This is a genomic window from Cupriavidus sp. 05N39, from assembly GCF_056397325.1.
Window position 1 is genome coordinate 1 of record NZ_JBFTNE010000021.1, and the last position, 25,224, is coordinate 25,224.

General features: G+C 66.4%; 23 protein-coding genes. 14 read left to right on the plus strand and 9 right to left on the minus strand.

What is annotated here, in order from left to right; genetic code table 11:
* Nucleotides 1-517 precede the first annotated feature (517 nt).
* Nucleotides 518-1,294 carry an enoyl-CoA hydratase gene (locus tag AC1DN0_RS12460; RefSeq protein WP_441634115.1) on the minus strand — a complete coding sequence of 259 codons (777 nt, stop codon included), beginning with the start codon at nucleotides 1,292-1,294 and terminating at the stop codon, nucleotides 518-520.
* Between the two features lie 195 nt (nucleotides 1,295-1,489).
* Between AC1DN0_RS12460 and paaG the strand changes: the two genes are divergently transcribed.
* The 3 genes from paaG to paaK are packed head-to-tail and all read left to right on the plus strand — an operon-like array spanning nucleotide 1,490 to nucleotide 4,142.
* Complete coding sequence (gene paaG / locus AC1DN0_RS12465) at nucleotides 1,490-2,293, plus strand: 2-(1,2-epoxy-1,2-dihydrophenyl)acetyl-CoA isomerase PaaG (RefSeq protein WP_441634176.1); 804 nt, start codon at nucleotides 1,490-1,492, stop codon at nucleotides 2,291-2,293.
* A 51-nt stretch (nucleotides 2,294-2,344) separates the two neighbouring features.
* Nucleotides 2,345-2,788, plus strand: coding sequence for a hydroxyphenylacetyl-CoA thioesterase PaaI (paaI, locus tag AC1DN0_RS12470; RefSeq protein ID WP_441634117.1), 444 nt, complete (start codon nucleotides 2,345-2,347; stop codon nucleotides 2,786-2,788).
* Nucleotides 2,789-2,840: 52 nt separating this feature from the next.
* Nucleotides 2,841-4,142, plus strand: a complete 1,302-nt coding sequence (gene paaK, locus AC1DN0_RS12475; RefSeq protein WP_441634119.1) for a phenylacetate--CoA ligase PaaK — start codon at nucleotides 2,841-2,843, stop codon at nucleotides 4,140-4,142.
* Nucleotides 4,143-4,178: 36 nt separating this feature from the next.
* On the opposite strand, the gene mltA is transcribed toward paaK, so the two are convergent.
* Nucleotides 4,179-5,348: a murein transglycosylase A gene (gene mltA, locus AC1DN0_RS12480; protein ID WP_441634121.1), complete on the minus strand. Its 1,170-nt coding sequence runs from the start codon at nucleotides 5,346-5,348 to the stop codon at nucleotides 4,179-4,181.
* A gap of 114 nt (nucleotides 5,349-5,462) precedes the next feature.
* Between mltA and AC1DN0_RS12485 the strand changes: the two genes are divergently transcribed.
* On the plus strand, nucleotides 5,463-5,672 hold the full coding sequence (locus tag AC1DN0_RS12485; RefSeq protein WP_441634123.1) for a hypothetical protein: 210 nt from the start codon (nucleotides 5,463-5,465) through the stop codon (nucleotides 5,670-5,672).
* A gap of 67 nt (nucleotides 5,673-5,739) precedes the next feature.
* On the opposite strand, the gene apaG is transcribed toward AC1DN0_RS12485, so the two are convergent.
* On the minus strand, nucleotides 5,740-6,114 hold the full coding sequence (gene apaG / locus AC1DN0_RS12490; protein WP_035872641.1) for a Co2+/Mg2+ efflux protein ApaG: 375 nt from the start codon (nucleotides 6,112-6,114) through the stop codon (nucleotides 5,740-5,742).
* 164 nt (nucleotides 6,115-6,278) lie between these two features.
* On the opposite strand from apaG, the gene rpe reads away from it, so the two are divergent.
* From rpe to AC1DN0_RS12530, 8 genes are all read left to right on the plus strand, one after another.
* Entirely contained in the window at nucleotides 6,279-6,980 is a 702-nt protein-coding gene (rpe, locus tag AC1DN0_RS12495) for a ribulose-phosphate 3-epimerase (protein WP_045238867.1), read from the plus strand.
* On the plus strand, nucleotides 6,977-7,708 hold the full coding sequence (gene gph, locus AC1DN0_RS12500; protein WP_441634128.1) for a phosphoglycolate phosphatase: 732 nt from the start codon (nucleotides 6,977-6,979) through the stop codon (nucleotides 7,706-7,708). The genes rpe and gph overlap by 4 nt, the downstream gene beginning before the upstream one ends.
* Nucleotides 7,709-8,164: 456 nt before the next feature.
* On the plus strand, nucleotides 8,165-9,682 hold the full coding sequence (trpE, locus tag AC1DN0_RS12505) for an anthranilate synthase component I (RefSeq protein ID WP_045238889.1): 1,518 nt from the start codon (nucleotides 8,165-8,167) through the stop codon (nucleotides 9,680-9,682).
* A 24-nt stretch (nucleotides 9,683-9,706) separates the two neighbouring features.
* Nucleotides 9,707-10,276: an aminodeoxychorismate/anthranilate synthase component II gene (locus AC1DN0_RS12510; protein WP_441634130.1), complete on the plus strand. Its 570-nt coding sequence runs from the start codon at nucleotides 9,707-9,709 to the stop codon at nucleotides 10,274-10,276.
* A gap of 56 nt (nucleotides 10,277-10,332) precedes the next feature.
* Nucleotides 10,333-11,361 (plus strand): anthranilate phosphoribosyltransferase, encoded by a 1,029-nt coding sequence (trpD, locus tag AC1DN0_RS12515; protein ID WP_477102476.1) that lies wholly within the window; start codon nucleotides 10,333-10,335, stop codon nucleotides 11,359-11,361.
* A 41-nt stretch (nucleotides 11,362-11,402) separates the two neighbouring features.
* Nucleotides 11,403-12,206, plus strand: coding sequence for an indole-3-glycerol phosphate synthase TrpC (gene trpC, locus AC1DN0_RS12520; protein ID WP_441634134.1), 804 nt, complete (start codon nucleotides 11,403-11,405; stop codon nucleotides 12,204-12,206).
* Between the two features lie 19 nt (nucleotides 12,207-12,225).
* Nucleotides 12,226-12,867, plus strand: a complete 642-nt coding sequence (locus AC1DN0_RS12525; RefSeq protein ID WP_441634136.1) for a CYTH domain-containing protein — start codon at nucleotides 12,226-12,228, stop codon at nucleotides 12,865-12,867.
* Between the two features lie 57 nt (nucleotides 12,868-12,924).
* Nucleotides 12,925-13,716, plus strand: coding sequence for a uracil-DNA glycosylase (locus AC1DN0_RS12530; RefSeq protein WP_477145753.1), 792 nt, complete (start codon nucleotides 12,925-12,927; stop codon nucleotides 13,714-13,716).
* Between the two features lie 9 nt (nucleotides 13,717-13,725).
* Here the strand turns inward: AC1DN0_RS12530 and AC1DN0_RS12535 are convergent, their stop codons facing one another.
* Nucleotides 13,726-13,998 (minus strand): acylphosphatase, encoded by a 273-nt coding sequence (locus AC1DN0_RS12535; RefSeq protein ID WP_441634140.1) that lies wholly within the window; start codon nucleotides 13,996-13,998, stop codon nucleotides 13,726-13,728.
* Between the two features lie 268 nt (nucleotides 13,999-14,266).
* On the opposite strand from AC1DN0_RS12535, the gene AC1DN0_RS12540 reads away from it, so the two are divergent.
* Entirely contained in the window at nucleotides 14,267-16,021 is a 1,755-nt protein-coding gene (locus AC1DN0_RS12540) for an ABC transporter permease (RefSeq protein WP_441634142.1), read from the plus strand.
* Between the two features lie 70 nt (nucleotides 16,022-16,091).
* Nucleotides 16,092-17,444, plus strand: coding sequence for an ABC transporter ATP-binding protein (locus AC1DN0_RS12545; protein ID WP_441634144.1), 1,353 nt, complete (start codon nucleotides 16,092-16,094; stop codon nucleotides 17,442-17,444).
* A 27-nt stretch (nucleotides 17,445-17,471) separates the two neighbouring features.
* Here AC1DN0_RS12545 and AC1DN0_RS12550 read toward each other — a convergent pair whose 3' ends face one another.
* The 5 genes from AC1DN0_RS12550 to AC1DN0_RS12570 all read right to left on the minus strand — a co-directional run bounded on the left by AC1DN0_RS12550 (nucleotide 17,472) and on the right by AC1DN0_RS12570 (nucleotide 24,950).
* Nucleotides 17,472-19,937 carry an FUSC family protein gene (locus tag AC1DN0_RS12550; protein WP_441634146.1) on the minus strand — a complete coding sequence of 822 codons (2,466 nt, stop codon included), beginning with the start codon at nucleotides 19,935-19,937 and terminating at the stop codon, nucleotides 17,472-17,474.
* A 25-nt stretch (nucleotides 19,938-19,962) separates the two neighbouring features.
* Entirely contained in the window at nucleotides 19,963-21,768 is a 1,806-nt protein-coding gene (locus AC1DN0_RS12555; protein ID WP_441634148.1) for a M61 family metallopeptidase, read from the minus strand.
* A gap of 54 nt (nucleotides 21,769-21,822) precedes the next feature.
* Entirely contained in the window at nucleotides 21,823-22,812 is a 990-nt protein-coding gene (gene acuI, locus AC1DN0_RS12560) for an acrylyl-CoA reductase (NADPH) (protein WP_045238857.1), read from the minus strand.
* Between the two features lie 81 nt (nucleotides 22,813-22,893).
* Entirely contained in the window at nucleotides 22,894-23,643 is a 750-nt protein-coding gene (locus AC1DN0_RS12565) for a DsbC family protein (protein ID WP_441634151.1), read from the minus strand.
* A gap of 50 nt (nucleotides 23,644-23,693) precedes the next feature.
* On the minus strand, nucleotides 23,694-24,950 hold the full coding sequence (locus tag AC1DN0_RS12570; protein ID WP_441634153.1) for a UbiH/UbiF family hydroxylase: 1,257 nt from the start codon (nucleotides 24,948-24,950) through the stop codon (nucleotides 23,694-23,696).
* Between the last annotated feature and the right edge of the window lie 274 nt (nucleotides 24,951-25,224).

Sequence of the window (25,224 nt, forward strand, 5' to 3'; positions counted from 1 at the left end):
TGACTGGCTACATCCGTGATTTGCACCCCGGACATAACCAACATGTTTTACTGTGCGAGCACTTTATAACTTGTAAGCTAAAAGACCGAAGTCTTCCGCATCCGCTATCAAGCGCCCACACTTATCGGTTGTTTGTTTGTTAAAGAACTGGCCGCGGTTCGCTTTGCTCACCGCGTCGCTGCGTTTGCTGCAGCAGAGAAACGAGATTATGAAGAGCAATCAGCGTTTCGTCAACAGGTTTTTTTACTTCAGTTCGCCGCGCCTTTCGCGCCGCCAACCACCCCTGCCAACCCCGCAACCCTTGTCCCGCCTGCTTTGCAGCGCGGTAGTTGTGTTGCGAGGGGGCGAATCTTAAGGGGATCAACCCAACTTGGCAACAGCTTTGTCACACAAGTATGAGAGAGGTTTTTGGCGATCGAAATCAACCCATTGATCTATAAAGAAAATATGCCCTTTCCAGCCGCATCGGGAAGATGAGTACCCGATAAGGTTACTCGGGTATTTACCTATCAAGTTTTCAGCAATGCTGGAAATTGGCCGCGCGCTTCTCCACAAATGCGGCCATTCCCTCCTTCTGGTCCTCAGTCGCGAAGGTCGAGTGGAACAGGCGGCGCTCAAGGTGAACACCTTCGGAAAGACTCGTCTCGTAAGCGGCGTTGATCGACTCCTTGATCATCATGACCACTGGCAGCGAGAAGCCGGCGATGGTCTCGGCGGCGGCCAGGGCGTCGTCGAGCAGTTTGTCGGCCGCAACCACGCGCGACACCAGGCCTGCACGCTCGGCTTCCGCCGCATCCATCATGCGCGCGGTCAGGCACAGGTCCATGGCCTTTGCCTTGGACACGGCGCGCGGCAGGCGCTGGGTGCCGCCGGCCCCGGGCATCGTGCCCAGCTTGACTTCCGGCTGGCCGAAGCGGGCGCTATCGGCCGCGATGATGATGTCGCACATCATGGCCAGTTCGCAGCCACCGCCCAGCGCGTATCCCGCTACCGCCGCGATCACCGGCTTGCGGACGCGGCGGATAGCCTCCCAATTCCGCGTGATGTAGTCCCCCTTGTACACATCCATATAGGAGTACTTGGCCATCATGCCGATATCCGCGCCCGCGGCAAAGGCACGCTCGCTGCCGGTAATCACGATGCTGCCGATGGCCTCATCGGCATCAAAGGCAAGCAGGGCCGCGCCCAGTTCATCCATCAGCGCGTCGTTAAGCGCGTTCAGGGCCTTCGGGCGATTCAACGTCACCAGGCCTACGCGGCCGCGCGTCTCCACCAGAATGTTCTCGTACGACATGTGCTCTCCTCTTGGAAGTGGATCGATTCGTTACCCAGCGAGACAATACTCGCGCGTGGAAATTAGTGCTACCATTCGCCGACCGACTGGTCGGTTTATTTAAACGGCGCTCCGCTTCCGTCTATATATAAGGGAGCGCCGGCGTACCACCAGACATAGCAGCCACAAACATGGCAGGAGACAAAGATGCCAGAAATGCCCCCACAGGTCAGCCTGACTTCCGGCCCGATACTGCTCGCATGGCACGGCCAGGTAGCGGTTATCACGCTCAATCGCCCCGACAAGCTCAATAGCTTCACCCGCGAGATGCACGCCGTGCTGCAGCAGGCGCTCGACCATGTCGAGGCCGGCGGCGCGCGGTCCTTGCTGCTGACCGGCGCAGGGCGTGGCTTCTGCGCGGGACAGGATTTGGCCGACCTGGATTTCACACCCGGTGCGATGACGGATCTGGGCGAATTGATCGATGTGTGGTTCAACCGCTTGATCCGGCGCCTGCAAAAATTGCCGCTGCCCGTGATCGCCGCTGTCAACGGCACGGCGGCCGGCGCGGGTGCCAACCTTGCCCTGGCCTGCGACATGGTGCTGGCGGCGCGCTCCGCCAGCTTCATCCAGGCTTTCGTCAAAATCGGGCTGGTCCCGGATTCCGGCGGCACCTGGCTGCTCCCCAAACGCATCGGCATGGCGCGCGCCATGGGCCTGGCCATGACGGGCGACAAGCTCAGCGCGGAAGAGGCCGAGAAATGGGGGCTGATCTGGGAGGCGATGGACGACCCCCTGCTGCCCGAGCAAGCGCTGGCCCTGTCCACCCACCTGGCGGCTCAGCCGACGCGGGCGTTGGCAGCCATCAAGCAGGCGATGTACGCCGGCGCAAGCCAGGGGCTCGACGTCCAGCTCGACCTGGAACGCGACCTGCAGCGCGAACTGGGCGCCTCGCATGACTATGCCGAGGGAGTGAACGCCTTCCTGGAAAAGCGCGCGCCGCGCTTCACCGGCCGCTAAGGCCGGCCCCCACCGGTAATCCACCCTCCCCGCCCCCGACAGGAGACCAGCTTGACCCACAATCCCCAGGCCCTTGCCGAAGCGGCCGCCGCCAGCATGTACGAAGCCGATGCCTGCAGCCGCTGGCTGGGCATTACCCTTGAGGCCGTACGGCCCGGCTACGCGCGCCTGTCCATGCCGGTACGGCAGGAGTTCCTCAACGGCCACGGCATCTGCCACGGCGGCCTGATGTTCACGCTGGCCGATTCGACCTTTGCCTTCGCCTGCAACAGTCACAATATCAACACGGTGGCCGCGGGCTGCAGCATCGAATTCCTCAAACCCGTACACGATGGCGACGTGCTGACCGCCGAAGCCACGGAACAGGTCCTGTCGGGCAGGCATGGCATCTACGATATCCGCGTAATCAACCGTGCGGGCGAAGTGGTGGCGATGTTCCGCGGCAAGTCCGCCCAGATCAAGGGGCATGTGGTTACCCCGCCGGAACCGGCGTGAATCCATCGACATAGACACACCAATACATAAGCCCCCACGCGCAGGAGACACTATGACGCGCCTGACAGATCTGCCGCTCGATCCGATCGAGACCGCCAGCCGCGACGAATTGCAGGCCTTGCAGCTGGAACGCCTGAAATGGTCGCTCAACCACGCCTACCAGAACTCGCCGGTCTACCGTGCCAAGTTCGACGCCGCCGGCGTGCATCCGGACCAGGTGCGGACCCTGGCCGACCTCGCCCGCTTTCCCTTCACCACCAAGCAGGACCTGCGCGACAACTATCCGTTCGGCATGTTTGCCGTGCCGCAGGACCGTGTGGCGCGCATCCATGCCTCGTCGGGCACGACCGGCAAGCCCACGGTGGTGGGCTATACGCTGAAGGACATCGACACCTGGGCCACGGTGATGGCGCGTTCGATCCGCGCGGCAGGAGCCCGGCGCGGCGACAAGGTGCATATCAGTTATGGCTACGGGCTGTTCACCGGCGGCCTGGGCGCGCACTATGGAGTGGAAAAAGCGGGGCTCACAGCGATCCCCTTCGGCGGCGGCCAGACCGAGCGGCAGGTTCAGCTGATACAGGATTTCAAGCCCGAAGTGATCATGGTCACGCCCAGCTATATGCTGGCCATCGCGGACGAATTCGAGCGCCAGGGCATCGATCCCGCGTCCACCTCGCTTCGGGTCGGCATCTTCGGCGCCGAACCCTGGACGCCCGAGATGCGCCTGGCCATCGAGAAGCGCATGGGCATCTCGGCGGTGGATATCTATGGGTTGTCGGAAGTGATGGGGCCGGGTGTGGCCAACGAGTGCGCCGAGACCAAGGACGGCCCGACCATCTGGGAAGATCATTTCTATCCGGAAGTGATCGATCCGGTCACTGGCGAAGTCCTGCCCGATGGCGAGTTTGGCGAACTGGTCTTCACCTCGCTATCCAAGGAGGCGCTGCCGATCATCCGCTACCGGACCCGTGACCTGACCCGCCTGCTGCCCGGCAGCGCCCGCCCGGCCTTCCGCCGGATGGAAAAAATCACCGGCCGCTCCGACGACATGATGATCGTTCGGGGCGTCAATGTGTTCCCCTCGCAAATCGAGGAACTGATCCTCAAGCATGCTGAACTGGCGCCGCACTACCAGTGCGTGCTGAGCAAGGACGGCCATCTCGATGTGCTGACCGTGCGCGTGGAATGCGCGCATGGCGTCGATCCTGCGGCCGCGCAGCAGGCCAACAAGCAGCTGACCTACGACATCAAGGCCTATATCGGCGTCACCGTCAGCATCGAGATCCTGCCCTCCGGTGGCGTGGAGCGCTCCGTGGGCAAGGCGCGGCGCATCGTCGACCAGCGCCCGCGCTGAAAGCCCGTGGCCGGCCAGGACTGGCCGGCCGGCGGCCTAGCTACGCGGCATCAGCACCCACATGCGCCCGCCCTGCTTCATGCGGCCGGCGGTTTCGCCCGCCGCATCCCCGGCGCCCCAGAAGAAGTCAGCGCGCACGCCCCCCTTGATGGCGGTCCCCGTATCCTGCGCGAACATCAGGCGCTGGATCGGCTCGGTGGAGAGCGGCCTGGTGGTGGAGAGGAAGACCGGCACGCCCAGCGGAATGGTGGCGGGATCTACCGCGATGGAGCGCTCCGCAGTCAGGGGCACGCCCAGTGCGCCGACCGGCCCATCGTTGTTGGCCGGCAGCTCACGGAAAAACACAAAGCGCGGATTGACGTTGAGCATTTCCTCGACGCGGCCCGGATTGGCGCGCGCCCAGGCCTTGATGCCCTGCATGGTGGCCTGCGCCGGCGTGATCTCGCCACGGTCGAGCAGCCACTTGCCGAAGGAGCGGAACGGCTGGTCATTGGTACCGCCGAAGCCCACCCGCATGACGCTGCCGTCCTGCAGGCGGATCCGGCCTGAGCCCTGGATCTGCAGGAAGGCGGCTTCCACGGGATCGTCCACCCAGACCAGCTCCTGGCCGCGCAGCGCCGGGTTCTGCAGCAGTTCGGCGCGCGCCGGCAGCGGCCGGTTGGCCCATTGGGGCGGCTTGCGGTACAGCGGGATCTGGTACTGGCCCTGGCGCGTGCGCGCGCCATGCAGGATCGGCTCGTAATAGCCGGTGATCAGCCCGCTGTCGGTGCCGTCGCCGTTGACCACGCGGAAGGGCTGGAAGTTGGATTCGAAGTAGGCGCGCATGGCGCCCAGGTCGCCGGCATCGACCAGCATGCCAAGCGCACAAACGCGGTTCCATTCGGCGCGCTTCTTCAAGGCCTGGCAGCTGGCCTGCAGCGCCGGCCAGGCGGCGCGCACGTCGTCCTGGCCCCAGCCCCCGATCTCGTTCCAGTTGGCGGCCTGCAGGACGCCCTTCTGCGTGGAACCGGTCGGCGGTGTCACGGGCCGCGTCCCGGGCCCCTCGACGCGGGGCGGCGGACCGCTCATGCAGCCGGCCAGCAGCGAGGCCGCGGCGGCCAGCCCCAGCCAGCCGAGCCGGCACCCGCCGGCCTCCTTGCGTGCCTGTGCGGCCGAGGCCCGGGGGGGAGAAAATGGAAAACGGAAAAAGGAATGCAGGTATGCCATCTTGATTGGATGAAAACTCAGCTTGTCGCGGATGCAGCGGATGCCACGGCCAGCCGTGGCGGGCTATGGCCTACAATGCCCACCGTCGCCTCCACGTAGCCCTGTCGCCCTGTCATGAGCAAGTTTTTCGAAGCCCATCCCATGCTGCTGTTCGCCCTTGAGGCCGGACTGGCGCTCTTCCTGCTGATCTTTATCGTGCTCTGGACCATGGGCACGGCCAAGAAAAACCCGCGCCCAAGCCGCGCTCCGGACAATCATCCTTCACGTGCCGGCCAGGACGCTGCCCATACCCGACAGGATCAGGACCGCACGCCGGGCCAATAGGTTCCGCGCCGCGCCGGCGGGCAGCCTTGCACGCATTGCAGCCCGGCCCCGCCCCGGCGGGCGCGCCTCAATGCAGCATGCGCGGCAGGACCAGCGCAAACTCCGGAATCGGCACCTCGAAGCGATGACCATCCTCGGCCACGCAGAAATACTCTCCCTTCATCGAGCCCACCGGCGTCGAGATGGTGGCCCAGCTGGTGTATTCGAAATGCTCGCCCGGCTTGAGCAGCGGCTGGTGCCCGACCACGCCAAGGCCGGCCACTTCCTGGGTACCATTGTCGCTATCGGTAATGACCCAGTGGCGCGAGATCAACTGCGCCGCCACCTCGCCGGTATTGTGGATCGTGATGGTGTAGGCGAAGGCATGGCGCCCCCGCTCGGGGTCTGACTGGTCGGTCAGGTACTGGGTCCGTACAGCCACGGAAAACGCGTATTCGCTCATTGTCGGCACATCGCAGGCGGGATCAGGGTAGCCGCATTGTGCGGCAAGGCTCCGGGGGCGGCAAGCAAAGCCGCCGCGAGTTGCCCGCCTGCGGGCAGCGCCACGCTGCGCGGGGAGGGTAAAATACCGCCTTCCCCTTGAAGCACCCTCCTCCGAGCCCCGCCATGAGCACGCCCACCTACCGCATCGCCCCGTCCATCCTGTCCGCCGACTTTGCCCGCCTGGGCGAGGAAGTGCGGCGCGTGACCGCGGACGGCGCCGACTGGATCCATTTCGACGTGATGGACAACCATTACGTGCCGAACCTGACCGTGGGCCCGCTGGTGTGCGAGGCGATCCGCCCGCATGTGACCGCCCCGATCGACGTGCACCTGATGGTGCGCCCGGTGGACCGCATCGTCCCGGACTTCGCCAAGGCCGGCGCCAATATCATCTCCTTCCACCCGGAGGCCAGCGACCATATCGACCGCACGCTGTCGCTGATCCGCGATCATGGCTGCCAGGCGGGTCTGGTGTTCAACCCGGCCACGCCGCTGCACCATCTGGACCACGTGATGGACCGCATCGACCTGATCCTGCTGATGTCGGTCAACCCCGGCTTCGGCGGCCAGTCCTTCATTCCCGAAACGCTCAACAAGCTGCGCGAGGCCCGCAAGCGTATCGACGCCTACGCCGAGCGCACCGGCCGTCGCATCCTGCTGCAAGTGGACGGCGGCGTGAAGGTGGACAACATCGCCGAGATTGCCGCGGCCGGCGCCGACACCTTTGTCGCCGGCTCGGCCGTGTTCAGCAAGCCGGACGCCGATGGCGGCTACAAGGGCGTGCTGTCGGCCATGCGCGCCGAACTGGCCAAGGTTGGCCAATGAGCGTGGTCCAGCCTAAACGCACCGACTGGCGCGGTATCCGGGGCGTCATTGTCGACCTGGACGGCACCATGGTGGACACCGCGGGCGACTTCCATGCCGCGGTCAATGCCATGCTCAAGGCGCTGGTCCACCTGCATCCGCAACTCGGCAGCGCCGAGCCGATGGGCAAGGCGGAAATCGTCAGCTTCGTCGGCAAGGGCTCGGAAAACCTGATCCGGTGCGTGCTTGACGCGCGCTTCTCGCCAGCCCACGCCAATGGGATGTTCGCGGATGCGCTGACCCTGTACGACCGCGAATACCTGCGCATCAATGGCCAGTTCTCGCGAGTCTACGCCGGCGTCACCGAGGGGCTGGCGGCGCTGAAGGCAGCAGGCCTGCGGCTGGCCTGCGTAACCAATAAGCCACACAACTTCACCGAGCCGCTACTCGCGAAGACAGGCCTGGGGCGCTTCTTCGAGCTGGTCTACGGTGGCGACGCCTTCGCCCTGCGCAAGCCGGATCCCCTGCCGCTGCTCAAGGTGGCCGATGCGTTCCGGCTGGAGCCGGCCCAGATGGCGGCGATCGGCGACTCGGAAAACGATGCGCAGGCAGCGCGCGCGGCGGGCATGGGAGTGCTCCTGGTGCCCTATGGCTACAACCATGGCAATCCTGTACAAGGCGTCGACGCCGATGGTATAGTCGATTCCATTGTCCTGGCTGCGGAGCTTTTTGCGGCACATCGGACATGACCCTGGCGGCCACGGCCGTCGGACACCAGCATCGCCAAACACCCAAACCATAAATCGCTGAACACGATTTCATGTTTCTGAACCGCAAACGCATCTCTTCTGGCAGTGATCGGCAGGCCTGGCCCTGGCGTCGCTGGCGCGCCTCCCAACAGGCGTAAAGTGCGTTCGCGAGTCTCCTGACCGCCCCCTTCCCGCATCCCCGCGATGCATCCGTACCAGGATGGGGCCGGCCAGACCGGCAGGTTGCCGGACCCTCACTGATTTTCCAGCCGCCCGACATCCCAGCCTTGCGCCGGTGTCACCCGAACGCGCTGCACGCCCACCCCGGCCGTGCGTGGACACTCGTCCGCGCCATGGTCTCTCCGGGGCGGGTCTGACGACCTTCCAGCCCCAAGTTGCCGACATCGCGGCGTGCGCCATACTGATACGCAGGCGCCGCAGCACAAGAGGATCGACATGACCGAACTGGAATTCAAATCGCTGGCCGAGCAGGGCTACAACCGCATCCCGCTGATCGCCGAAGCCTTCGCCGACCTGGAAACGCCGCTGTCGCTGTACCTGAAGCTGGCGCAGTCGCAAACGCGCGGGGTCAACACCTTCCTGCTGGAATCCGTGGTGGGCGGCGAGCGCTTCGGCCGCTACTCCTTTATCGGCCTGCACGCCCGCACCCTGCTGCGCGCCCACGGCATGCGCACCGAAGTGGTCACCGACGGCCGCGTGGTGGAAACCCATGAAGGCAACCCGCTCGACTTCATCGCCGATTTCGAGAAGCGGTTCAAGGTGGCGCTGCGCCCCGGCCTGCCGCGCTTCTGCGGCGGCCTGGCTGGCTACTTCGGCTACGATGCCGTGCGTTATATCGAAAAGAAGCTGGCCAACACGCAAAAGCCGGACGATCTGAATCTGCCTGACATCCAGCTGCTGCTGTGCGAAGAGCTGGCGGTAATCGACAACCTGTCAGGCAAGCTCTACCTGATCGTCTACGCCGACCCGACCACGCCAGAGGCCTACGCCCGTGCCCGCCAGCGCCTGCGCGAGCTGCGCATGAAGCTGCGCCAGCCGGTGGATGTGCCGATCACCAGCCCCTCGGTGCAGACCGACGTCTACCGCGAGTTCGACAAGGCCGATTACCTCACCGCCGTGCACAAGGCCAAGGAGTACATCATGGCCGGCGACATGATGCAGGTGCAGATCGGCCAGCGCCTGGTCAAGCCGTACCGCGACTCGCCGCTGACGCTGTACCGCGCGCTGCGCTCGCTGAATCCGTCGCCCTATATGTACTTCTACAACTTTGGCGACTTCCAGATCGTGGGCGCCTCGCCCGAGATCCTGGTGCGGCAGGAAACCCGCCGGGTTGGCAGCAATGGCGACCAGCGCGAGGATCACATCGTCACCATCCGTCCGCTGGCCGGCACCCGCCCGCGCGGCAACACGCCGGAAAAGGACGCGCAGCTCGCCACCGAACTGCTCAACGACCCGAAGGAAATCGCCGAGCACGTGATGCTGATCGACCTGGCGCGCAACGATATCGGCCGCATCGCCGAGACCGGCTCGGTCAAGGTCACCGACCAGATGGTGATCGAGAAGTACTCCCACGTGCAGCACATCGTCAGTTCCGTGGAAGGCACGCTCAAGCCCGGCATGAGCAACCTGGACGTGCTGCGCGCCACCTTCCCGGCCGGCACGCTGTCGGGCGCGCCCAAGGTGCATGCGATGGAGATCATCGACGAACTGGAGCCGCGCAAGCGTGGCATCTATGGCGGCGCGGTGGGCTACCTGTCCTTCGGCGGCGAAATGGACCTGGCGATCGCCATCCGCACCGGCATCGTCAAGGACGGCAATCTCTATGTGCAGGCCGCCGCCGGCATCGTTGCGGACTCGGACCCCGAAGCCGAATGGAGGGAAACCGAAGCCAAGGCGCGCGCCGTGATCCGCGCCGCCGAGCAGGTCCAGGACGGCCTGGATTCGGATATCTAAGGTAAAGGGAACAGGGGAACCGCCATGCTGCTGATGATCGACAACTACGATTCGTTTACCTACAACCTCGTCCAGTACTTCGGCGAACTCGGCGCCGACGTGCGCACCTATCGCAACGACGAAATCACGCTGGAAGAGATCGAGGCGCTCAGGCCCGACCATATCTGCGTCTCGCCCGGCCCGTGCAGCCCGAAGGAAGCCGGTATCTCCGTGGCGACGCTGCAGCACTTTGCCGGCCGCATCCCGATGCTGGGCGTGTGCCTGGGCCACCAGGCCATCGGCGAGGCCTTCGGCGGCAAGGTGATCCGCGCCAAGCAGGTCATGCACGGCAAGGTCAGCCGCATCGAGACCACGCAGGAAGGCGTCTTCGCCGGCCTGCCCAAGCATTTCGACGTGACGCGCTATCATTCCCTGGCGATCGAGCGCGAGACATTGCCGGATTGCCTGGAAGTGACCGCCTGGACACCGGATGGCGAAATCATGGGTGTGCGCCACAAGACGCTAGCCGTCGAGGGCGTGCAGTTCCATCCCGAGTCCATCCTGTCCGAGCATGGCCATGCGCTGCTGGCCAACTTCATCAAGGCGCCGCGATGAGACTGCTCGATACGCCGAACGCGCCCGCGCCATCAAATATCAAGACGGAAACCGCCATGTCCATCACGCCCCAGGAAGCCCTGACCCGCTGCATCGAACACCGCGAGATCTTCCATGACGAGATGCTGCACCTGATGCGGCAGATCATGCAGGGCCAGATGTCGCCGGTGATGGCGGCGGCCATCCTGACCGGGCTGCGCGTCAAGAAGGAGACCATCGGCGAGATCTCGGCGGCGGCGCAGGTGATGCGCGAGTTCGCCAACAAGGTGCCCGTCAAGGACCGCGAGAACTTCGTCGACATCGTCGGCACCGGTGGCGATGGCTCGCACACCTTCAATATCTCCACGGCGTCGATGTTCGTCGCCTCCGCCGCCGGCGCGCGCATCGCCAAGCACGGCAACCGCGGCGTCAGCTCCAAGTCGGGCAGCGCCGACGTGCTGGAAGCGCTGGGCGTCAATATCATGCTGACGCCGGAACAGGTCGGCGCGTGCATCGAGCAGACCGGTATCGGCTTCATGTTCGCGCCCACCCATCACCCGGCCATGAAGAACGTGGCGCCGATCCGCAAGGAAATGGGCGTGCGCACCATCTTCAATATCCTGGGCCCGCTGACCAATCCGGCAGACGCGCCCAATATCCTGATGGGCGTGTTCCACCCCGACCTGGTCGGCATCCAGGTGCGCGTGATGCAGCGCCTGGGCGCCAGGCATGCACTGGTGGTCTACGGCAAGGACGGCATGGACGAAGTCTCACTGGGCGCCGCCACGCTGGTGGGCGAACTGAAGGACGGCGAGGTGCGCGAGTACGAGATCCACCCCGAGGACTTCGGCCTGCAGATGATCTCCAATCGCGGCCTGAAGGTGGCTGATGCCACCGAGTCCAAGGAGATGCTGCTCGAAGCACTGACCGACGTGCCAGGCACTCCGCGCGAGATCGTCACGCTCAATGCCGGCACCGCGCTATACGCGGCCAATGTGGCCACCTCGATCGAGGACGGCATCCAGCGCGCGCGCGAAGCCATCGCCAGTGGCGCGGCGCGCGAGAAGCTCAACCAGTTCGTGCGCGCCACGCAGCAGTTCAAATAAGCCGGCCCCGTAGCCCATCCGTCGAGCGAGAGAATTACCGCATGTCCGATATCCTGCAGAAGATCCTGGCCGTGAAGGCCGACGAAGTGAACGCGGCGCGCAAGAAGCGCGACCTGCCCAGCTTGCGCGCCGAGGCCGAGAGCCTGCGCGGCGAGCCGGGCCTGGCGCCGCGCGGCTTTGAGCGCGCGCTGCGCGAAAAGATCGCCGCCGGTGACGCCGGGGTGATCGCCGAAGTGAAGAAAGCCTCCCCCTCCAAAGGCGTGCTGCGCGAGAATTTCGTGCCGGAGGCGATTGCCGAGAGCTATGCCAGCCATGGCGCGGCCTGCCTGTCAGTGCTGACCGACGTGAATTTCTTCCAGGGCCACGCCGACTTCCTCAAGCGCGCCCGCGGCGCCTGCCCGCTGCCGGCTCTGCGCAAGGACTTCATGATCGACCTCTACCAGGTCTATGAAGCCCGCACCTGGGGCGCCGACGCCATCCTGCTGATCGTGTCCGCGCTCGACCACGGCCTGATGGCGGAACTCGAAGCCTGCGCCCATGAGCTTGGCATGGACGTGCTGGTGGAAGTGCACGGCGGCGAAGAGCTGGATGCCGCGCTGCGCCTGAAGACGCCGCTGCTGGGCGTGAACAACCGCAACCTGCGCACGTTCGAAGTCACGCTCGACAACACGCTGGACCTGCTGCCGCGCATCCCGGAAGACCGCCTGGTGGTGACCGAATCCGGCATTCTCGGCCCGGACGACGTGCAGCGCATGCGCGACGCCAATGTGCATGCATTCCTGGTGGGCGAGGCCTTCATGCGCGCGCCCGACCCCGGTGCCGAGCTGGCACGCCTGTTTGCCTGAGCGGGAAGCACACACCAAAATGGCCCAGGAAATCGAACTCAAACTGGCGGTGCCGGACGGCGCCATGCCGGCGCTCGCGGCCTGGCTGGATGCGCAAGGCCAGGCGCGCGGCGAGCACACCCTGCTCAATGTCTACCTCGACACCCCCGCGCGCGACCTGGCCGGCGCCCGTGCCGCCCTGCGGCTGCGCCGCCACGGCGAGCAATGGCTGCAGACCTTGAAGACCGCCGGCAAGAGCGAGGCCGGCATGGCCACCCGCCACGAGTGGGAAACCAAGGTGGCCGCCGAAGCCATCGAACTCGACGCCTTCCCGGCCGAAGCCCGCGCCTTGCTGACGCCGCTCGCCGCAACACTGGCGCCGGTATTCCGCACCGATTTCGCGCGGCGCACCTGGCTGGTCGAACAGGATGGCGTTCGTATCGAGGCCGCACTCGACGTCGGAACGATTTCGGCGCCGGCGAGCGCCGAGCAAGAGACGATCCGGGAACTGGAGCTTGAGTGGCTTCCCGGCGATGCCGGACAGGCGCCCACGCAGCAACAAGCCGAGGCCGCGCTGCGCGCACTGGCGTTGCGCCTCCAGCATGTCGCGCCCCTTAAGCCGTCCGACCAGAGCAAAGCCGCACGCGGCTACCGGCTCGCGGCCGGAGCGGGCCGCGCCTGACGTCGCGCCGGCGCCCTCCTCGGCCCCTCCCAACAAAGAACCAGGTATTCCTCCAGCATGAGCAAGCACAACAGCGTACAGGCCGACCTGTTCGCAGCCCCGGCCGTTGCCGATGCCGCCCCCGCTCCGGCCGCCGCCAGCCTGTCCGCGCAAGCCGCGGCGCTGCCGGCTGCCTGGCGCGAATTGCTGGCCCCCTGCATGAACACGGCCGGCTGGCGGGAACTGGCCAGCTTCGTCGACGGCGAACGTGCCAACGGCAAGCCCGTCTTTCCGCATGAGGTGTTCCACGCCTTGCACCTGACGCCGCCCGAGACCGTCAAGGTGGTCATCCTCGGACAGGATCCCTACCACGGCACTGGCGTGGTCAACGGCAACGAGATTCCGCAGGCGCACGGGCTGGCCTTCTCGGTACCCGACGGCGTGCGCGTGCCGCCCAGCCTGCGCAATATCTTCAAGGAGATCGCCGCGGAATACGGTGACGGCGCCACGGCGGCGCCCACCTCCGGCAACCTGGAAGGCTGGGCGCGCCAGGGCGTGCTGCTGCTCAACACCGTGCTCACGGTGGAGCAAGGCCAAGCCGCCAGCCACGCCAAGCGCGGCTGGGAAGCGATAACGGACTGCCTGATCCAGGGCTTGTCCGCCGCCCGCCCCAACCTGGTCTTCCTGCTGTGGGGCRGCCACGCCCAGGCCAAGAAACCCTTGCTGGCCGGCTCGCACTGCGTTCTGGAAGCGCCGCACCCGTCGCCGCTTTCGGCGCATCGGGGTTTCCTGGGGTGCGGACATTTCCGGCTGGCCAACGACTGGCTGCAGCGGCACGGCGCCGCACCGGTGGATTGGCGCGCCAACTGACCCCGGACGCTAGGCTGTCGGCAGGCAGTCGAAATCGTCGAACTCGCCCGCGCCGGGCAGCGCCACCAGCGCGCTGACCTGCGCGGCTGGCGGCCCGCGCCGCATCCAGGCGCAAAGTGCCTCCAGCCGATCAGGCGGCCCGTAGGCCATCACTTCCACCGAGCCATCCTGCCGGTTGCGCACCCAGCCGCCCAGCCCGAGCGCCCCGGCCTGCCCTGCGCAGGCCGCGCGGTAGCCCACGCCCTGCACCCGCCCCTTGACCACGATGTGCCATGTTTCCATCTGGGTTCCCCTTGCCCGACGCGGCGGCTGAAACAGCCGCGGCATGCATCACAAGTAAACTAGACTGCGATCCCAAGCGTTACCAGTAAGGACACCCCAACACGGGTAACGCCAAAAGCACAACGATGCGCCCGGCGTTGCGGCATCATTGCAAATCCCGCTCTCCGCCAACGCCGGCGCGGCGCCACGCGCGCGCCGCCGATCCATCCAGGCCCCGGGGCCAGCCGGCCCCGCACCGGCAACCGCTCAACGATCCACTGTCAAGATAATGCAGCAAGCCGAACACGACCAGGCCAGCTCGGTCACACTCCGAGGCTATGCCAGCCAGTTGCTGACCGCGCCGCCGAACCGATTCGACCTGGCGCTRCTGCCCATCATCCTGGCGGTGATCGTGCTGGTGGCCTTTGCCGCCCGGCAAATGAACGTGCCCTACCAGCCCGGCGAGCCGCTGGCGGTGCATCTGGACATCGCCTACCTGCCGTATTACCTGATGCGCACCAGCATCCGCATGCTGGTGGCGCTGATGGCGTCGCTCCTGTTCACCTTTGCCTTTGCCGCGCTGGCCTCCAAGAACCGCACCGCCGAGAAAGTGATGGTCCCGGCGCTGGACATTCTGCAATCGATTCCGGTGCTGGGCTTCCTGTCGATCACCGTGACCGGTTTCATCGCGCTGTTCCCCGGCAGCCTGGTAGGCGTCGAGTGCGCCGCCATCTTCGCCATCTTCACCTCGCAGGCCTGGAATATGGCGTTCAGCCTGTACCAGTCGATCCGCACCATTCCGACCGACCTGGTGGAAGCGGCCGCCATGTTCCGGCTCTCGGCGTGGCAGAAATTCTGGCGCCTCGAAGTGCCCTTCGCCATGCCGGGCCTGCTGTGGAACATGATGATGTCGATGTCCGGCGGCTGGTTCTTCGTGGTGGCTTCCGAGGCCATCTCGGTGTCGGGCAACGACATCCGGTTGCCGGGCATCGGCTCCTACATCGCGCTGGCGATCCAGCAGCAAGACCTGGCGGCGATCGGCTGGGCCATCCTGGCCATGCTGATCGGCATCGTGCTCTATGACCAGTTGTTCTTCCGTCCGCTGATCGCCTGGGCCGACCGCTTCCGCTTCGAGACCATGGCACAGGAAAGCGAGCCGCAATCGTGGCTGCTCAACCTGCTGCGCCGCTCGGAATGGGTGCGCATGCTGCTGGGCCGCACGGCAGCGTTGGCGGAACGCACGCTGGCCTGGCGCTCGGGCCGCAAGGCAGTGGACCCCAAAGCCAGCGATGACCGGCGCGCGCTGTGGTTCGAGCGCCTGAGCAATCTCGTCATCATCCTGATCGCGGTGGCGGCCTTGTATCGCGTGATGCATTTCGTGCGTACGGAGGTGGGCTGGGCGGAGGTGGGCCATGTGCTGTGGCTGGGCTCGCTGACGATGGTGCGGGTGATCGTGCTGATCGCGCTGGCGGCGGTGATCTGGGTGCCGATCGGCATCCGCATCGGCCTGAACCCGAAGGTGGCGCGCATCGCGCAGCCGGTGGCGCAGTTCCTGGCCGCCTTCCCGGCCAACCTGATGTTCCCGCTGGTGGTGATGCTGATCGTGCGCTTCGGCCTGAACCCCGAAATCTGGCTGAGTCCGCTGATGATTTTCGGCACGCAGTGGTACATCCTGTTCAACGTGATTGCCGGCGCCTCCGGCATCCCCACCGAACTCAAACTGGCGGCGCGCAACTTTGGCCTGCGCGGCTGGCTGTTGTGGAAGCGCTTCCTGATCCCGGCCGTGTTCCCCAGCCTGCTGACCGGCCTGGTGACCGCGGCGGGCGGCTCATGGAATGCGAGTATCGTCTCCGAATACGTCACCTGGGGCGACCGCACGCTGGTCGCCACCGGCCTGGGCAGCTATATCGCGGAAATGACCGCCAAGGGCGACTTTCCCCGCATCGCGCTGGGCATCGGCGTGATGGCGGTGTTCGTGGTGGGCTTCAACCGCCTGCTGTGGAACCGCCTGTACCTGCTCGCGCAGGAACGCACGCGCCTCTGACCCGCACAAGCCGCACAAGCCATACAAGCCGTACAGGCGGCAAAGCCCTGAACTCGAACGGAACATCATCATGGCAAGCCCCATCGCAAACGCAGTCGAATCCGTCATCGAACTGCGCGGCGTCTCGAAAATCTTCCGCACCGCGGACCGTACCGACCGCGCGGTGCTCGAAGGCGTGGACCTGACCCTCAAGCGCGGCGAGATCGTCGCCATGCTGGGCAAGTCCGGTTCGGGCAAGTCCACGCTGCTGCGCATCATGGCCGGGCTGGTAGGCGCGGATCGCGGCCAGGTGCATTTTCGCGGGCAGCCGTTGCGCGGCACGGCCGAAGGCATCGCCATGGTGTTCCAGTCGTTCGCGCTGTTCCCGTGGCTGACCGTGCAGCAGAACGTGGAACTGGGGCTGGAAGCCCAGGGCGTGCACAAGGAGGAGCGCGGCCGCCGGGCCGAGGCGGCGATCGACATGATTGGCCTGTCGGGCTTCAACAGCGCGCTGCCGCGCGAACTCTCCGGCGGCATGCGCCAGCGCGTCGGCATTGCCCGCGCGCTGGTGACCGAACCCGACCTGCTGCTGATGGACGAAGCCTTTTCCGCGCTCGACGTGCTGACCGGCGAGACCCTGCGCGACGAGATGCTCGACCTGTGGGAAGACGGCCGCACCAATATCAAGTGCATCCTGATCGTCTCGCACAATATCGAAGAAGCGGTGATGATGGCCGATCGCATCGTAGTCCTGTCGAGCGATCCGGGCCGCATCCGCGCCGAGGTGAAGATCCCGTTCCCGCGCCCGCGCAACCGCGATTCGGCGCAGGTACGCGCGCTGATCGACGAGGTCTACACGCTGATGACGTCGCCCGCGGCGCTTGAGCCACGCGCGCCCGCGCTGGCGGCGGCCCAGGACATCGGCTACCGCCTGCCGGACGCCGACATCAGCCAGATGGAGGCCATTCTCGACCTGCTCTGCGAAGCGCCTTTCTTCGGCCGGGCCGACCTGCCGCACCTGGCCGAGGAAGCCAGCCTCACCGACGATGACCTGCTGCCCGCCTGCGAGGCCCTGCACCTGCTGAAGCTGGCGACCATCGAACGCGGCGACATCAACGCCACCGACCTCGGCCGCGCCTACTACGAGACGGAGCCACCGGAGCGCAAGGTGCTGTTCGGCAGGCAACTGCTGCAACACGTGGCACTGGCCGCGCACATCCGCCGCGAGCTCGAACAGTCCGAGGACGGCGAGATCCGCGAAGAACACGTGCTGCGGGAACTCGAGGCTTTCCTCAAACCGGAAGAAGCCAAGCGCGTGCTGACCATCGGCATCGAATGGGGGCGCTACGGGGAGGTCTATGAATACAGCTACAACAGCGGCATGCTGACGCTGCCGCGGGAAGAGCAGCCGGCGCCGGGCGCGGGCACGGACACCCAGCCCTGATTGCGTTTGGCCCGGCGGCCCGGTAGCCTAGCGCTCCCGCATCGCGCGGCCGATCGCGCCGGTGCGCAGGGCGATCTTTGCGGTGTCCTCGCGCAACGCGCGCAGGCGGCGCTCCAGGACGGCATTGGCGGTGCGGCCGGTTGAGCTGGCCGTACTGGCGGTGCCGCCGGCTTCGCTGGCAGCGCGTGTCAGCTCGCCCGACGCTGCGGCATGCACCAGCACATCGGCGCGGCGGCGGTCGGCCGAATCGGCCAGGCGGGCACGGCGCTCGCTGGCGTCTTCGGACGGCGGCGGCGCATCGGCGGTGGCCGCGGCAAGCGCCAGGTCGGCGGTCCGGGCCGCATGGGCATCGGAGACGCTGGCGGCTACGCCCGCAACGGCGACCCCGGCAGCGCCTGCCATCGCGGCGCCGGTGCTCTCGTTGGCCACGTCAGCCGCCTTCGGTTCCTTTACCGCCGCCTTGCCCTTCGCCGGACGAATGAATCCCGCGCCACGCCCGCCGAAGCGATCGCCCTCGGCCAGCCTTTCACTGGCCAGTTGCAGACTGTGAACAGCGGCATCGGTGGCCTGGCGGATAGCGCTTTCGGCGGCCGGCAAATCCAGCTCGCCATAATGCTCGCGCACCTGGATGCGTGCCGCGGCCACGTGCGCCGCCACCAGGTAGTTCTGCACGATAAAGCGGTTCAGGTTGTCCACCGCGCGATGCCGGCTCTTTGGCTCGTCGAGCATGCGCTGGAACGAACCAATCAGCGCGGACAGGCTGTCCATGAACTGCTTGCGCTGCACCCGGTAGGCAAAATCGTCCTTGGCCACGCGCAGCAGCAGGTCGCGCGTGGCGGCAATGTAGCGGCGGTTGACCTCAAGCACGGTCTCCACCAGCGCGGGCAGCGCGCGGTATTCCCAGCTGGGCAGCACGAAGCTGAACACCGTGGCGATCAGCCCGCCGATCACGGTATCGATCAGCCGCTCGCCAGCCACGGTGGGGCTGCCCGGCATCAGCAGGTTGATCTGGATCAGCACCTGCACGCAGGCCGCCACCGCGGTGTAGCGGTACTTGATGGTGGAAAACGCCGTGCTCGCCACCAGCGCCAGGAACAGCACGCCCAGCAGGATCAGCGGCTGGTGCACAACCCTGAGCACGGCTACCGCGATCACGCAGCCAATCAGCGTGCCGATCAGGCGATCGTTGTAGCGCTGCTTGGTCATGCTGAAGTTGGGCTTCAGGATCACGATGATGGTCAGCAGGATCCAGTAACTGTGCGACACATACGGCAGGTGATCGGCGATCCACAGCCCCGCCCCCACCGCCATGGTGATGCGCACCGCAAAGCGGAAGGCGGGCGATTTCCAGTGCAGGTTGTCGCGCAGCACCTTGAGCTCGTAGCGCTGGCGCGTGAGGAAGGGCGTCATGTCCGGCCCGGGCAGCACCTTGCTGGGCTCCACCGGCGTGCGCGACGCCTCGTGCAGTTGTTCCACCAGCACGATGGCGCCCTTGATCATGTCGAGCGTCTCCGCCACCGCCGTCATCGCCGCGGCGTTGATGTGGTGATGGCGCAGCTGCGCGATCTCGTGCTCGACCGCACGCAGCTCCTGGCGGTAGTCCACGGTGGCGTAGGAAGGCCGGCCACGCGTGATGTCGTAGGCGATCCCTTCCACATCCTTGCACATCAGCTGTACCAGCCGGCTCAGGTGATCGAGCACCGGCGTGCCGGCAAAGGTCTGGCGCAGCAGCGGGTAATCCGTATTGGTGGAAAGGATGTACTCGTACAGGTCCAGCATGCGCAAATGGACCTGCACCAGCAGCCCGTCGTGGGTGGTGGTGTTGCCGCGCAGCACCAGGTCGCGCGCCGCCTGCTGCCGCTCCGCCACCACGATCTGCTGGCGCACCAGCTGGTTGAACTGCGCCTCGTAGTCATTGCCGGCATCGTAAAAGCCCGCCTTGATCTGGAGGTAGCCCGCCATCTCGTACAGCGCCTCGGCCAGCACCTGCTGCTTGGTGCGCCGCTGCGTTGCCCAGCTCACCACCATCGCGTAGGCCATGTAGGCCACCGCGCCAATGCCGAACAACAAGGCATGCTCGAACGCGCGCCGCACCACGAAGTCCTCGTTGATGGTCAGCGTCATGACAAACAAGGCCGAGAACTGCAATGGCAGGGTCTTGTTGCCATACACCGTCATCATGCCGGCCATGAAGGTCACCAGTACCAGCACCAGCGGCATCACGCGCGGGAACGGCGTGGCCATGGCCACCAGCAAGGTCACCGCCGTGCACAGCAGCACGCTGGCCAGCATCTCATTGAACTTGTGGCTGAACGGGCTGGGCAGGTCCATCAGGCTGGTGCACAGCGCGCCCATCGACACCACCATGGCGGTGGGCAGGTCCGTGAACTGCATGGCGATCAGCGTGGCGCCGATCACCCCGGTCGCGGAGCGCAGCCCGCGATAGACGTAATGCGAATAGACGAAGGTGCGGGCGTCGTGCGCGTATTGCATGTGGCGGCGTGTGGTCCTTACCGGCCTAGAGGCCCAGCCAGCGCGCGCGCATGGCCTGGCGGCCGCCTTCGGCCGTCACGGTGTACTGCGCCGCCGGCTCGCGCGCGAAGGTCAGCGGCAGCACGTGCAGCTCGTCGCGGCGGAACACGTGGCATTCGGCGCTGTCGCCGGTGCGGTAGCGCGCCAGCAGCTTGTCGAGCTGCCCCGGTGCCACGCGCAGGCCATCCACCGCGGCCAGCAGGTCGCCCGCCGAAAGCCCGGCCGCCTGCGCCGCGCCGCCATCGAGTACCTGGGTCACGCGCACCCAGCCGTCTTCGTTCTTGGTCTTGATGCCGAGCGCGGCGTTGCGCTCCGGCTTGGCCGGCACCGCCTTGATGCCGAAAGGCTTGAACAGCGCCGCCAGCTGCAGCTCGCCGGTGCCCTCGGTCAGCGAGCGCAGCAGCGCGCCCAGGCGCAGGCCGCTGACCTCGTCGAACAAGGCATGCAGCTCCGCCTCGGTGACGCCGCGCTGCTGCGCGCCCGGCGCATAGAAGCCGCTGCCATAGCGCTGCCACAGCGCGCGCATGATGTCGTCGAGCGAGCGCCGGTTGCGGGTCCTGGCGCGGATGGTGAGATCCAGCGCCAGCGCCACCAGCGAACCCTTGGTGTAATAGCTGACGATAGCGTTGGGCGCGTTCTCGTCCTGGCGGTAGTACTTGGTCCAGGCATCGAAAGAGCTTTCGGCCACGCTCTGCTTGGTGCGGCCATTGCCGCGCAGCACGCCGTTCCAGGTCTTGGCCAGCAGCTCCACGTACTGCTTCTCGGTGATGCGGCCGCTGCGCACCAGCATCAGGTCGTCGTAATAGCTGGTGAAACCCTCGAACAGCCACAGCAACGGCGTATAGGTTTCTTCGCGCAGCCGGTACGGCACGAAGGCCGCGGGCTTGACGCGCTTGACGTTCCAGGTGTGGAAATATTCGTGGCTGCACAGCCCGAGGAAGGTGCGGTAGCCCTCGGTGGCCTCCTCCTTGCCAAGCGCCGGCAGGTCCGCGCGCCCGCAAATCAGCGCCGTGCTGGCGCGATGCTCCAGCCCGCCGTAGCCGTCGGTGGTGACCATGGTCATGAACACGTAGCGGCGGTTGCTGTCGAGGAACGGTGCTTTTTCCGTCTTGGGCTCGAACAGCCGGATCTGCGCTTCGCAGATCTGCTTCAGATCGCGGCACACGCGGTCGAGGTCGAGTTGCGGCACGCGGCCCGTGAACACCACGTCGTGCTGGGCGCCGCAGGCCCGGAAGCTGCCCATGGTGAAGTTGCCCATCTCGACCGGGTGGTCGACCAGCTCGTCGTAGTCGGCAACCTGGTAGCGGCCGAAGCCGTAGCGCTTGGCGCCGCCGCGGCCAGCCGCTTCGCGCATGGCGGTGGCGACGCGCCAGCCGGTATAGGCCTCGCCGGCTGGCGCATGAATGTCCACCGTGCAGGGACGATCTTCCTGCCCTTCGGCGCACAGGAACACGGAACTGCCGTTGAAGAATCCGTGGGTGGCGTCGAGGTGCGCGGCGCGCACCGACAGATCCCAGGCGTAGACCTCGTAGCTGAGCGCGAGCGGCCCGTCCACCGGCGCCGCCTGCCAGCTCTGCTTGTCGAGCTTGGCGAGTGCCACCGGCTTGCCGCCGGCATCCGCGCGGATGCGCACGATATTGCGTGCGAAGTCGCGGATCATGTAGCTGCCGGGAATCCACGCCGGCAGGTAGAACTGCTGGCCGGCGGGATCGGGGGCGTCGACCGTGACAGTGACGGCGAACAAGTGCGCTTCGGGTTGAAGCGGGGCGATGGCGTAATGGATCGGCTTCATGAGCGTGATTGTAGCGCCATGCCCGGCCCCGCCTGCCCCGGACCCCGCGCCGGCTCAGGCGTTGACGTTCACCACCACGCGGCCGCGCATGCCGCCATCGACGATCTTGCGGCCAGCCTCGATCGCCTCGGACAAGCCGATCTCGCGGGTAATGGCGCGCAGGCGATCCGGCTCCAGGTCTTGCGCCAGGCGTTGCCAGGCTTCCTCGCGCCGCGCCATCGGCGCCATCACGCTATCGATGCCGTAAAGCGTGATGCCGCGCAGGATAAAGGGCGCCACCGAGCCCGGGAAGTCCAGTCCTTGCGCCAGCCCGCAGGCCGTCACGGCGCCGCCGTAGCGCACCTGCGCGCAGGCGTTGACCAGCGTATGCGAACCCACCGAGTCCACCACCGCGGCCCAGCGCTCCTTTTGCATCGGCTTGTTCGGCTTGCCGAGTTCGGTGCGGTCGACGACATCCGCCGCGCCCAGCGCTTTGAGGAAGTCAGCCTCGGCAGTCTTGCCGGTGGACGCCACCACGCGATAGCCCAGCCGGGACAGGATCGCGATGGCGACCGAGCCCACCCCGCCCGAGGCACCGGTCACCAGCACCTCGCCATCGCCCGGCTTGACCCCGGCGCGCTCCAGCGCCAGTACCGACAGCATGGCGGTATAGCCCGCGGTGCCGATGGCCATGGCCTGCCGCGTGGTGAAGGCATCCGGCAAGGCCACCAGCCAGTCGCCCTTGAGGCGCGCGCGCTGCGCCAGGCAGCCCCAGTGCGTCTCGCCCACGCCATAGCCGTTGAGCACGACCTTGTCGCCGGCCTTCCAGCGCGGATGCGTGGATTCCAGCACCGTGCCGGCCCCGTCGATGCCCGCGACCATCGGCCACTTGCGCACCACCGGCGAGCGGCCCGTGATGGCCAGCCCGTCCTTGAAATTGATGGTGGAGTAATCGACGGCGACCAGCACGTCGCCCTCGGCGGGGAGGCTGGATTCATCGAGCGCGGTAACGGCGGCCTGGGTGGCGCCGTCCGCCTGGGTCAGCAGCAAAGCCTGGAACGTCATGGTGTCTCCTTCGGATTCTTGATGAAAGACATCCGGACGCCCCCGGCACGGCAGCGCCGGGAGGCCGCCGGCGCCAAGTGCTTACTTCTTGAGGCTGGCGAGCTTGCGCTCGAGCGTGGCAACGTCCGCGGCGCCGGGGATGCGGGTGCCGTCCATGAAGAACACTGCCGGGGTACCGGTGATATTCAGGCTCTGGCCGAGCGCCAGGTTGTCATCCACCGGCGTCTTGCAGCTGCCGTTGCCGGTCAGCGCCACATGGCTCAGCATCCAGTCGCGCCAGGCCTTGGTGCGGTCGGTTGCGCACCAGACCTGCTTGGCCTTCACGGAGGAATCTGGCGACAGCACCGGATAGAGGAAGGTGTAGACCGTGATGTTGTCCATCTGCTGGAAGGTCTGCTCGATGCGCTTGCAGTAACCGCAGTTCGGGTCGGAGAACACCGCCACCTGGCGGCTGCCGTCGCCCTTGCTCCACTTGATGGCGCGCGCCAGCGGCAGGTCCGACCACTTGATGCGGTTGATTTCGGCCAGCCGCTCCTCGGTCAGGTTGGTGCCGGTCTTGCTGTCGACCATCTCGCCATTGATGATGTAGCGGCCGGTCGCATCCGTATAGACCACCTGGCCGCCGACATTGACTTCGAACAAGCCGGGCACCGGGGTCTTGGCCACGCTCTTCACTTCGGCGCGCCCGCCGAGCATCTTCTGCATCGATTCCTTGATGCGGTCGGTGCCGGGATCGCCGGCAGCCATGGCGTGGAGCGCGAAGCCGGCAGCCGCCAAACCGCCAACGATGGTGGCTGACAGGGCGGTACGGCGGCGCAGGAATTGCAACATGTTGACTCCAGTGAATCGATGGTTCGGTACGCGTGAGACGGGCTCGGGGCTCAGCCCAGCGCGCGCCCGATAAGAAAACGTTTAAGCAGCGGCTGCCCTCCCACCGCCCTCATGCCGGTATTGCGCACTGCGCGTGCGATGCCGCCAGGCAGGGAAAACAGCCGGTGCAGGCCATCGGTGGCAGCCGTCAGGGAAAGCAGGTCTGTGGCGCGCGCCCGCTCATAGCGGCGCAGCAGGCGCAGGTCGCCTTCGCCACGGAAAGACTCTTTGTCGGCCATTACGCGGCCAAGTTCCGCCACATCGCGCAAACCCAGGTTCATGCCCTGGCCGGCCAGCGGGTGCACCACGTGCGCTGCGTCGCCTACCAGTACCACGTGCGGCTGGACGAACTGCTCGGCGCGCTGCAGCACCAGGGGGAAGCCCTGCGCCGGCGTCACGCAGCGCAGCGCGCCGAACTGGCGCCCCACGGCGCCGCTGGCGGCCTGCATCACGGTATCAGCCAGTGCCTCCGGAGACAGCGCCAGCAGGTCGCTCGCGTGGCCCTCCTCGGCCGACCACACCATGGAGACGCGGCGTCCGGGCAAAGGCAACAGCGCCAGGATCTCGCCGTTGGCGGGCTCCTCGTCGGCCATCAGCTTGGGGGGCGTACCCAGGAACCACTGCCAGGCCGTGTCCTGATGCGGGAGCTCGCACTCGAAATTGGCCACCACGCCGAGCTGGCGGTAGCGGCGCTTCGCAACTGCGATATGACACTGGTCGCGCAGCCACGAACGCGCGCCATCCGCGCCCACCACGCAGGCGGCGCGCACCTTGTCGCCACCGGCGAGCGTCAGCGTGGCGCCCTCGTGGTCGCGCGCGAAGGCCGCCGCGGTATCGTCATGCCAGTGCACCTGTGGCTGGAAACGCAAGGCGGTATCGAGCACGCGCTCGACATGGCCGGATTCGATGATCCAGGCCAGTTGCGGCACGGTCGCGGCATATGCCGAAAAATGCAGGTCGCCGGCGGCCGGGGTATCGGCCTGCGCTGCGCTCACATCGCCGAACACACGCATATCGGACACCATTTGCATCCGTGCGGGATCCAGCGCCTCCCACACACGCAACTGCTCCAGCAACGCCTGCGAACTCGCCGAGAAGGCGTAGATGCGGCTGTCCCACTGGTCCGGCTCCGGCACGGCCCCGCGGGGCCGCGGCGCGATCAGCGCCACCTGCATGCCCTGCTGGGCCAGCAGCAACGCACAAGCCTTGCCGACGATGCCGCCGCCGACCACGGCAACCTGGAAACGGGAGGGAGATGGACGAGTCATGCGTGAATTATAGCCACCCCGGCACATTGCCCTTGCCGTACCCACGCGCGTCGGAACCGGCCGCGTAACGTGCAGGGCAAACGGGGGTACCTGCGGAGAGCGAGGAAATACGAGGACCAGAGGGAGCGGCCGGCGGGTTCAGCGCAACGTCTGGCGAGGTTACAATAGCCATCTTTCCGATGGCAATTCCGGCACAAAAGCGGTGAGTGAAGCCCCGCTTTGGCTGTCTTGCCTCGTGCTGCACTTTTCCCCTCTGCGTCCCAATCGCCGCGCC